Annotated in this window: 1 pseudogene; it reads left to right on the top strand. The window is 65.4% G+C overall.

Annotation, left to right across the window (positions count from 1 at the left end):
* Positions 1-1,753, top strand: a pseudogene (locus K0778_RS25825) (Tn3-like element TnAs1 family transposase); the annotation flags it as partial.
* Positions 1,754-1,786 lie beyond the last annotated feature (33 nt).

Here is a 1,786-nt window from a genome sequence, read left to right as displayed (position 1 = left end):
GCCGGCCGCGCAAGGCGTGCTGGCAGCCGTGCAGACCCTGCGTGAGATGAACGCCGACAACCTGCGCAAGGTGCCGGCCGATGCACCCACGGCCTTCATCAAGCCGCGCTGGAAGCCGCTGGTGATCACCCCGGAAGGCCTCGACCGGAAATTCTACGAAATCTGCGCCCTGTCCGAGCTGAAGAACGCCCTGCGCTCCGGCGACATCTGGGTCAAGGGCTCGCGGCAGTTCCGCGACTTCGACGACTACCTGCTGCCGGCCGAGAAGTTCGCCGCACTCAAGCGCGAGCAGGCCCTGCCCCTGGCGATCAACCCGAACAGCGACCAGTACCTGGAAGAGCGTTTGCAGCTGCTGGACGAGCAGTTGGCCACCGTCACCCGCCTGGCCAAGGACAACGAGCTGCCCGATGCCATCCTCACCGAGTCAGGGCTGAAAATCACCCCGCTGGATGCGGCGGTGCCGGATCGGGCGCAGGCGCTGATCGACCAAACCAGCCAGTTACTGCCGCGCATCAAGATCACCGAACTGCTGATGGACGTGGACGACTGGACGGGCTTCAGCCGCCACTTCACCCACTTGAAGGACGGGGCCGAGGCCAAAGACAGGACGTTGCTGCTGTCCGCAATCCTCGGTGATGCGATCAACCTCGGGCTGACCAAGATGGCCGAGTCGAGCCCCGGCCTGACCTACGCCAAGCTGTCCTGGCTGCAAGCCTGGCACATCCGCGACGAAACCTATTCGGCGGCCTTGGCCGAGCTGGTCAACCACCAGTATCGCCACGCCTTTGCCGCCCACTGGGGCGACGGCACGACCTCATCCTCCGATGGCCAGCGCTTCCGCGCGGGTGGCCGGGGCGAGAGCACCGGGCACGTCAACCCGAAGTACGGTAGCGAGCCGGGACGGCTGTTCTATACCCATATCTCCGACCAGTACGCGCCGTTCAGCACCCGCGTGGTGAATGTCGGCGTCCGCGATTCCACCTATGTGCTCGACGGCCTGCTGTACCACGAGTCCGACCTGCGGATCGAGGAGCACTACACCGACACGGCCGGCTTCACCGATCACGTCTTTGCCCTGATGCACCTGCTAGGCTTCCGCTTCGCGCCGCGCATCCGCGACCTCGGCGAAACCAAGCTGTACGTGCCGCAGGGCGTGCAAGCCTACCCGACGTTGCGCCCGCTGATCGGCGGCACCCTGAACATCAAGCACGTGCGTGCCCACTGGGACGACATCCTGCGCCTGGCCAGCTCGATCAAGCAGGGCACCGTCACCGCCTCGCTGATGCTGCGCAAGCTCGGCAGCTACCCGCGCCAGAACGGACTGGCCGTGGCCCTGCGCGAGCTGGGCCGGATCGAGCGCACGCTGTTCATCCTGGACTGGCTGCAAAGTGTTGAACTGCGCCGCCGCGTGCATGCCGGCCTGAACAAAGGTGAGGCGCGCAACTCGCTGGCCAGGGCGGTGTTCTTCAACCGCCTTGGGGAAATCAGGGATCGGAGCTTCGAGCAGCAGCGCTACCGGGCCAGCGGCCTCAACCTGGTGACGGCGGCTATCGTGCTGTGGAACACGGTGTACCTGGAACGCGCCACCCAGGGGTTGGTCGAGGCCGGCAAGCCGGTGGACGGCGAGCTGCTGCAATTCCTGTCGCCGCTGGGCTGGGAGCACATCAACCTAACCGGCGATTACGTCTGGCGGCAGAGCCGCAGACTGGAAGACGGGAAGTTTCGGCCCTTACGGATGCCCGGAAAACCTTAGCGTACGATTTTTTCCGAATTCTGCGGGCTCCCC

Origin of the sequence: Escherichia sp. XD33 (assembly GCF_019375075.1) — a bacterium.
Lineage (GTDB): Bacteria > Pseudomonadota > Gammaproteobacteria > Enterobacterales > Enterobacteriaceae > Enterobacter > Enterobacter flexneri_A.
The sequence above is the reverse complement of the archived record's forward strand: the minus strand, read 5'-3'. Positions and strand labels throughout refer to the sequence as shown.